A 7,756-nucleotide genomic window follows, 5' to 3' on the forward strand; every position below is an offset into this window, starting at 1 on the left:
GTTTCGTAAAAGACAGGTCTAAATACCTGATTATCTTTAGCGTATTTTGCTGTTTTTGTGGAATTACTTAATTACTCTTTTTCTCTCCGTATTAAGTTATTGGTTTGGCCTATGTATAGCTTATTAGAGTCACTTCGGAGAATATAGACGTAATATAACATTATGTTTCTTTGACAGGCTTAAGAACCTTCTCCAATCCCATGGGCTATAGCCCTGAGCTTGTCGAAGGGCTGCGGGACTAGGATTCGAACCTAGATAAACGGATTCAGAGTCCGTTGTACTACCATTATACGATCCCGCACTATACGTTAATTTTACCATCAACCCTACATTAACACCGGGTGCTGTTTTTGAATTAAAGGAAGATTATATCCCAAGCCTCTTTGTGATCACCTTCATAACCTAGTGCCCAGATAGCGATACCGCCGAGGTTATTTTGCTTTACAAAGTTCATTTTTGCAGATAATGAATGCCTGTTTTCGTAGTATATTTGCTTAATAGCCCCGCTTTGTTTGTATACTATCCAGGGAGATTGGGTTTTCGTATCCCAGTTGGCTTGAATATCGTCTCTGGATTCTAAAAGATCGTGTACTCTTCCCCAGGTGGCAAGAGCTCCGGAGTTTCGTACTGTTTCGCTTTGGTAGTTTTCGCTAACTGTTTCCCACTCATAACCATAAAATGGAATTCCTAGAATTGTCTTATCATCTGGTACTCTACCTGTTAAAGACTCTAGAGATTTTTCTATGCTTCCCCCACTTTTAGCCATAGCATGCAGTGGAGCAATGGGTCCAGCTTGTGATGACTTCATAGTGTGGTAGTCGTATCCCATAAGGATAACTTGGTCAGCTAGTTCTCCAATCTTAACCATGTCATATGCTGGATCAACCAGAACGGCAGTAGCATTCAAATCTACAGAAATAACTATATCTGGGTACTTTTCTCTTAGAGACTGGGTGACTTCAGACAAAAATCCATTGAAGTGTTTGGCGGTGGGGAAGTCGGATTGTGTAACATACTCAAAGTCTATGTTAATTCCATCAAGATCATAATCTTCTATAAGAAGACTCGCTTCTTTTATAAATTTACCAATAGCATATGGATCGGAGATTAATTGATCGATCTCTTGGTTATCAAAGTTTTTAAGTGCTACAAGTATCTTTGTATTATTCTGTTCGGCCTCTTTTCGTATTTCTTTAAAAACATCAGAATTTAAATATTGCCATTCAAGGACTGCATCTCCACCGTCTTTTATCTTTACTAAAGATCCGTCTTCATTGACACCTATACCAAAGTAGATAAGTTGTGAGAGCTTATCTAGATTAAGCTTTTCATTTTTAGCAATTACCCAGGAAGGTAAAAAAGCAATTATTTCTTGTTTTTTAGTGGGGATATAATTAATATCTGGATCTGGCGAGGATACTGCTTCAGCTTGTGCAGAGGCAACAACTTCTTGGGAGTCTGTGGAGCGCAAGGAATAGACCATTACTGAGGTTGCAGATATTAAAAATGCAGCGGCAAATAATCCTAAAAACATTACCCAGTTGCTTTCTATGTTTTCTATCCGCATTACCAGATTGATTTGTGGCAGTTTAAGCATAGTTACAGTATACAGATAATACTACCTATTGGGCAAGGAAAAAATCTGTTATAATTCTGATTAAGTATGCAAGATGCTAATAAAAACATTAATCAAGAGATTAATCTAACGGCGAAAGACTTATTAAAAAGGAGAGCCATTATTAAATGTACTCCTGATCAGACTTTAGCTCAAGCACTCGCTGCGTTAAACCGTACTCACGATGCCGCATTTATTTTTGATTCCAATGATAAATATCTAGGGGTTATTAACCCGTACATATCTGTGTTTAAATCTAGGCACCCGGGAGATACTAAGATAGCTAACATATTGTTTAAGCCGCCTCAGTTAACTCTTGATTCTTATGTATGGGATGTGGCTAAGTTAATGATGGATTTAAAGATCTATTTTTTACCTGTGTTTGCAGAAAATGGAGATTTTGCAGGAGTGGTATCGGTAAACCGTTTATTTGATGCACTTGCCAAGCGGGACGATATTGTAAAGCAGATAAATCTCGATACTAAAAGTGAGGTGCGTACTATTAAGGAAGATGCAAATTTAGACTATACATACAACTTAATGCGTGACGCGCGAGTATCGCGTCTGCCAGTAGTTGACGTACGTGGGCGTCTGGTTGGAATTGTCACGCGCTTTGATATTCAGGCTGTATTTTCTGAGCCTATGAAGAATAGAAGTTGGGCTCCGCGTATAGGAGAAAAATCAAGCTACCTTAGTCAGCCACTTAGAAATTATTACCATAAAATGGTTGTAACAGCTCCAGTTTCTGCAACAGCGTTGCAGATAATTTCGTTAATATTGGATAAACAAGTAGGGAGCGTGGTTATTATAGATAAAAATCGCGTGCCAGTTGGTATAGTATCTATTTATGACCTTTTAAGAGCTGTGGGAAAACTTCGCCCACAGGTTGAAGGAGATATGAATGTTAAGGTTGCAGATGACTTTGCGAATAAGGCCCAGCTGGAGGAAATACTAGATAAATTTTATTCCAAAATGGATCGCTTTAACCCAGTACGAAAGATTAGATTTGTACTAGACACAAAGCGGAATGCAGCTGGAGTGCCTAGTAGATATAGTACTCACATGATGCTGACCTTGCGCAGTGGGAGACAGTACATTGCAAAGGTTATGGATTATGATTGGAAGAAGGCAGTGAGAAAGACTGTAGACAAACTACGTAAACAACTTACCGCATGAGCAAGCCTATTGTTTTAGATCTGGAGACAAAACATTCATTTCGTGAAGTTGATAATGACTTAACTAAGCTAGGTGTAACGTGTGTCGGTATATATAACTATGCCGATGATAGTTACCGCGCATATATGGAAAGTGAGATACCCAAAGCGTTAAAGGTGATTGAGGCGGCGAATTTTACGGTTGGATTTAATATTGATCACTTTGATTTTCCTGTATTAAACCCATACTATACGGCTGATCTGGGTAAGCTTCCCACCATAGATTTACTTACCGAATTTAAGAATAGCTTTGGCAAGCGGGCATCTTTAGATTCCATTGCAATGGCAACTTTAGGAACTGGTAAGACTGGGCACGGATTACAGGCTATAGAGTTTTATAGGGAAGGAAAGTTAGAAGAGCTCAAGCGCTACTGTCTAGATGATGTTAAAATCACCAAGGATTTGTATGATTATGGCATCACTCATAGTGAAGTCTTTATTAGCAATTGGCAAGGTAAGCTTTCAGTTAAGGTGGACTGGGGTAAAAAGCAAGTAAGCCCTCAGGTTAATTTAACGCTGGGAATATAGATAAAAATGTTAAATTTACAAAACATTAAAGTAGACATTGAGAAGAAGACAGTTGTCAATGGAGTGAGTCTTACAATAAAACCGGGTGAGGTTCATGCCATTATGGGTCCGAATGGTTCAGGCAAATCTTCGTTAGCTAAATCTATTCTTAGTCACCCAGACTATTTGCTTTCAGGGAAGATCACTTTGGATAAGACAGATATCACAAGTCTTGAGGTAAACGCAAAAGCTCAAAAGGGTTTATTTCTGGCTTTTCAACACCCAATAGCAGTTCCAGGAGTGAGTGTGGCTAATTTTTTGCGTGCTGTAAATGAGAATAAAGTAGTAGGCAAAAAATCACCAGGAAATCGTGGAGCCCATCTTAGAAGTGTGGCGACGTTTATGCGTGAGCTACAACAAAAGGCAAAGACATTGGGGATTAAAGAGGAATTTTTAAGTAGAGGACTCAATGAAGGCTTTTCAGGTGGGGAGCGTAAAAAGCTAGAGATGCTCCAGTTATTAGCACTTGAGCCTAAATATGCAGTAATTGATGAAATAGATACGGGGCTTGACGTTGATGCTCTGCGTCTTGTGGCAAAAGGAATAAAGAATGCAGTTAAAGAGTATAAAACTGGAGTGCTTATCATTACTCATTACCAGCGTATTTTAGGTTATATTAAACCAGACTACGTTCATATTATGGTTAAAGGTAAAATTGTAGAATCGGGAGACGCTAAATTAGCTCACAAAATTGAAAAAGGAGGATATAAGAGCTATGAGTAATCTACACCTGGAAGGTATTGGTGATTATAAGTATGGCTTCTATGATAAAGGATTAGATTATAAGGTGGATACGGGAGCGGGCTTAAGTAAGGCTGTTATAGAGCAGATTTCAGCAATTAAAAAAGAACCAAAATGGATGAGGCAAATTAGACTTGATGCCTTACAGGTATTTGAAAGTAAGTCAATGCCTAATTGGGGAGCAGACTTGTCTGGCATAGATTTTGACAAAATTCATTACTACAAGACAGCTACGTCAAAAAAATACAAAAGCTGGGATGATGTGCCGGAAAAGATAAAACAAACTTATGAAAGAATTGGGGTTCCCGAGGCTGAGCGCAAGTTTTTAGCTGGTGTTGAAGCTCAGTATGATTCAGAGGTTGTATATGGAGCGATTAAAAAAAGCTTAACTAAGCAGGGGGTTATTTTTTGTGATACGGACACTGCTTTACGAGAATATCCAGAAATGGTTAGAGAGTATTTTGGTTCAATTATTCCAGCTGCAGACAATAAGTTTTCAGCGCTCAATACCGCAGCGTGGTCGGGAGGATCATTCATATATATACCAAAAAATGTAACTGTAAAATTACCTCTTCAGGCTTATTTTAGGATAAATGCTCCCAATGTTGGACAGTTTGAGCGCACTTTAATAATAGCGGATGAAGGTAGTCATGTGCACTACGTGGAGGGCTGTACCGCTCCCGTGCACTCTTCGTCGGCTTTACACTCAGCTGTAGTAGAGATAGTTGTAAAAAAGGGAGCACGAGTTAGATACACTACTATTCAGAACTGGAGTAGTGATGTCTATAATCTAGTTACGAAACGAATGAGAATAGATGAGGATGGAATAGGTGAATGGATTGATGGGAACATTGGATCAAAGGTTACAATGAAGTACCCGAGCTGTTATTTGATGGGTAAAGGGGCCAGAGGGGAAATATTATCTATTGCCTATGCAGGAGCTGGTCAGCATCAAGATGCAGGTGGCAAAATAATCCACGCTGCTCCAAACACAACTTCTAAAATAACGTCAAAATCTATTTCAAAAGCAGGTGGGAGGAGCACGTATCGTGGACTACTCCAAGTTCAGCCTGGTGCTATAAAATCAAAAAGCAAAGTAGTCTGTGATGCATTAATACTAGACCAATTTAGTCGTTCCGACACTTATCCCACTATGCAGATAGAGGAGCAAGATACTCAAGTAGAACATGAAGCAACTGTATCTAAAATAGGCGAGGAGCAACTATTTTATCTAATGAGTAGGGGGCTTTCTCAAGTTGATGCGGAAGCAATGATAATAAATGGTTTTATTGAGCCGTTTGTAAAGGAGCTACCACTAGAGTATGCGGTTGAATTTAATCGCTTAATTAGGTTGGAAATGGAAGGATCTGTTGGTTAATCATGAACGGTGTAGTACTTATAGATAATAAGACTAAGGAGACTACCATTCGTTTGTCCAAGAATGAAGTTAAAACAATTGTGATGTTGATTAATAACTCCACAACAAGGTTGGATCTTAGAGTTGAGTTAAATGGAGAAGGAGCTCATGCAAATATTTTGGGCATAGTTATTGGTAAAGATAATCAAGTATATAATCTTAATACTTATCAAATTCACAAAGCAGCCCATACAACTAGTGACCTTTTAGTAAAAGGAGTTTTTGATGGATCGAGTAAGCTTAAATATCGAGGATTAATTCAGATTGAAAAAAAAGCCCAAAATGCCAATGCCTTTCAACAAGAAAATAATTTGATTTTATCTCCACTGGTAAAAATAGATACCCGCCCAGAACTTGAGATTGAGGCAAATGAAGTGCGCTGTACACATGCAGCAACTGTTGGGCATATCAATGAAGAAGAACTTTTTTATCTAAAAAGCCGGGGTTTAAGTCAAAAAAAAGCAGAGAGTCTAATAGTTGCTGGGTTTTTGCAGCAGGTCATCGATCGCATCCCAGAAGGAACAATCCGTGACAAAATATCAAAGGCTAGTCCTTTGATAAAATAAGTAGTATGGCATTTATTAAAATTGCTAAAGTTAATCAGATAAGGGACGGTGAGGTAAAGAAATTTATTGTTAAAGATAAGATTATTGCTGTCGCCAATGTTGGTGGGGATTTTTTTGTAATTGATGATACTTGTTCCCATGCAAAATGCTCGTTGAGTAAAGGAGTTCTTTCTGGCAAGGAGTTAGCCTGTCCTTGTCATGGTGCTAAGTTTGATGTAAAAACTGGAAAAGCCCTCACTCTACCAGCTACAGTTCCTGTTGCCTCTTACGAAGTAAAGATAGAAAAAGACAACATAATGGTTAGAATTTTTCCATAACTTAGTGCTGATAATGGCATCATTTTCTGCAAGGACAAACCTTGTAGAAATGTGATAGCATATAATTATGTCAAGACGCTATAGTTTTGCAACGGGGTCAATTTACCATATCTACAACCGAGGTGTTCGTAAGGTAAATATATTTGAAGATACTTCAGATTATATACGATGGGAAAGTCTATTAGCTTGGTGTTTTCAATATGACTATCCTTATAGTCGTTATTTAGACAGGCTAAGAGAATTAAAATCACCAATTAGACAAGAGGCTTTTTGTAGGTTGGTGGAGTTGTCATATAGATATAAGAATCCTCTTGTAGAAATATTGACATATGTTGAGATGTCGAATCACTTCCATTTAGTTATTGAGCAGAAGGTGGAGAATGGGGTATCAATTTTTATGCGGAAACTTGCAACAGCTTATTCTATGTATATTAATAAGAAATATGACTTATCTGGCGCAGTGTTTGAAGGAAGCTATAAAACTGTACCAGTTGCTTCTGATCCGCAACTAACTCAACTTTTGCTTTATGTTCTTCGAAATCCAATTGAGGCAAAATTGGTTACCAATGAAACAGTTTTTCGATATAAGTGGTCTGCAACAAAGGAATATCTTCATAAAAATGAGCGTAGAATTGTCTCTTTAAAGAGACTACCTGACTATTTTTCTGATAAAGATAAGTTAAAAAAGTTTATTGAGAATAAAGAGCTTGAACTGGAGCTAAATACTTTAGGAGATATTGCAATCGACCTCTAATTTTCTGCAAGGACAAACCTTGCAGAAAATTTATCTTGATAAAAAACTAACAAGCAGCCCACCTATGATTCCTGTAGCTAGAATTGGGATGTATGTTTTGGTGATAATCGCATCGGGAAGACTAAGTATTAGACCAACTAAAATACCTTTAACCCAAAATGGCATTGGAGGGTTTATATTTACTACTACAAACCCAATTGCGAATCTATTAATAAATGCACCCAAGAGCGCAGCTTTTTTGTCAGGAAATGATAAGGGTAACATTAAGAGCACAGCAATAACACCCAAGGCTAAACCAGCGACTACCCCAGTAAGTACATTATTCATAAGATACCAGCTAGAATGATTCTATCATGATCTTATATTCTGAGATGTCCCATAAAGTAGGTCTAACCCCGAGGGTTAGAGTGATAAGAATTATAAAGTTGGTTAAGTTATAGTAAAGTAAGGTTAAGCCTTACTAGAAAATACGGTCTCCCGTATTCTAGAAACTAATGCAACCCCTAGGGATTATTAAGGTACTCAGAAAATACTTCCTGAGGTGTTTTGAAATTAAGACGTTTAC

At 38.0% G+C, this 7,756-nt stretch carries 10 protein-coding genes and 1 tRNA gene; 7 read left to right on the top strand and 4 right to left on the bottom strand.

What is annotated here, in order from left to right; genetic code table 11:
- Positions 1-71: 71 nt before the first annotated feature.
- From CO050_05485 to CO050_05495, 3 genes are all read right to left on the bottom strand, one after another.
- A complete protein-coding gene (locus CO050_05485; GenBank protein ID PJC30648.1) occupies positions 72-161 on the bottom strand; it encodes a hypothetical protein in 90 nt (29 codons plus the stop codon).
- A 66-nt stretch (positions 162-227) separates the two neighbouring features.
- A tRNA-Gln gene (locus CO050_05490) sits at positions 228-301 on the bottom strand.
- A 54-nt stretch (positions 302-355) separates the two neighbouring features.
- Complete coding sequence (locus CO050_05495; GenBank protein PJC30649.1) at positions 356-1,597, bottom strand: hypothetical protein; 1,242 nt, start codon at positions 1,595-1,597, stop codon at positions 356-358.
- Between the two features lie 66 nt (positions 1,598-1,663).
- Between CO050_05495 and CO050_05500 the strand changes: the two genes are divergently transcribed.
- The 7 genes from CO050_05500 (at position 1,664) to CO050_05530 (ending at position 7,191) form a co-directional block, all read left to right on the top strand.
- A complete protein-coding gene (locus CO050_05500) occupies positions 1,664-2,791 on the top strand; it encodes a hypothetical protein (GenBank protein PJC30650.1) in 1,128 nt (375 codons plus the stop codon).
- Positions 2,788-3,357, top strand: a complete 570-nt coding sequence (locus CO050_05505; GenBank protein ID PJC30651.1) for a helicase — start codon at positions 2,788-2,790, stop codon at positions 3,355-3,357. The genes CO050_05500 and CO050_05505 overlap by 4 nt, the downstream gene beginning before the upstream one ends.
- Complete coding sequence (sufC, locus tag CO050_05510; protein PJC30652.1) at positions 3,358-4,119, top strand: Fe-S cluster assembly ATPase SufC; 762 nt, start codon at positions 3,358-3,360, stop codon at positions 4,117-4,119.
- The gene (gene sufB / locus CO050_05515) at positions 4,112-5,515 is read left to right on the top strand and encodes a Fe-S cluster assembly protein SufB (GenBank protein PJC30657.1); all 1,404 of its coding nucleotides are present in this window, start codon (positions 4,112-4,114) and stop codon (positions 5,513-5,515) included. Before sufC ends, sufB begins: the two co-directional genes overlap by 8 nt.
- Positions 5,516-5,517: 2 nt before the next feature.
- Positions 5,518-6,120 carry a hypothetical protein gene (locus CO050_05520; GenBank protein ID PJC30653.1) on the top strand — a complete coding sequence of 201 codons (603 nt, stop codon included), beginning with the start codon at positions 5,518-5,520 and terminating at the stop codon, positions 6,118-6,120.
- A 5-nt stretch (positions 6,121-6,125) separates the two neighbouring features.
- Entirely contained in the window at positions 6,126-6,437 is a 312-nt protein-coding gene (locus CO050_05525) for a (2Fe-2S)-binding protein (GenBank protein PJC30654.1), read from the top strand.
- A gap of 67 nt (positions 6,438-6,504) precedes the next feature.
- Positions 6,505-7,191, top strand: a complete 687-nt coding sequence (locus CO050_05530; GenBank protein ID PJC30655.1) for a hypothetical protein — start codon at positions 6,505-6,507, stop codon at positions 7,189-7,191.
- Between the two features lie 30 nt (positions 7,192-7,221).
- On the opposite strand, the gene CO050_05535 is transcribed toward CO050_05530, so the two are convergent.
- A complete protein-coding gene (locus tag CO050_05535; GenBank protein ID PJC30656.1) occupies positions 7,222-7,518 on the bottom strand; it encodes a hypothetical protein in 297 nt (98 codons plus the stop codon).
- Between the last annotated feature and the right edge of the window lie 238 nt (positions 7,519-7,756).

This window comes from Candidatus Roizmanbacteria bacterium CG_4_9_14_0_2_um_filter_38_17 (assembly GCA_002788855.1).
GTDB lineage: Bacteria > Patescibacteriota > Microgenomatia.

Coding starts and splice junctions, on each gene's coding strand:
- CO050_05500 (PJC30650.1), top strand. CDS start 1,664: ATGCAAGATGCTAATAAAAACATTAATCAAGAGATTAATCTAACGGCG.
- CO050_05505 (PJC30651.1), top strand. CDS start 2,788: ATGAGCAAGCCTATTGTTTTAGATCTGGAGACAAAACATTCATTTCGT.
- CO050_05495 (PJC30649.1), bottom strand. CDS start 1,597: ATGCTTAAACTGCCACAAATCAATCTGGTAATGCGGATAGAAAACATA.
- CO050_05525 (PJC30654.1), top strand. CDS start 6,126: ATGGCATTTATTAAAATTGCTAAAGTTAATCAGATAAGGGACGGTGAG.
- CO050_05535 (PJC30656.1), bottom strand. CDS start 7,518: ATGAATAATGTACTTACTGGGGTAGTCGCTGGTTTAGCCTTGGGTGTT.
- CO050_05485 (PJC30648.1), bottom strand. CDS start 161: ATGTTATATTACGTCTATATTCTCCGAAGTGACTCTAATAAGCTATAC.
- sufB (PJC30657.1), top strand. CDS start 4,112: ATGAGTAATCTACACCTGGAAGGTATTGGTGATTATAAGTATGGCTTC.
- CO050_05520 (PJC30653.1), top strand. CDS start 5,518: ATGAACGGTGTAGTACTTATAGATAATAAGACTAAGGAGACTACCATT.
- CO050_05530 (PJC30655.1), top strand. CDS start 6,505: ATGTCAAGACGCTATAGTTTTGCAACGGGGTCAATTTACCATATCTAC.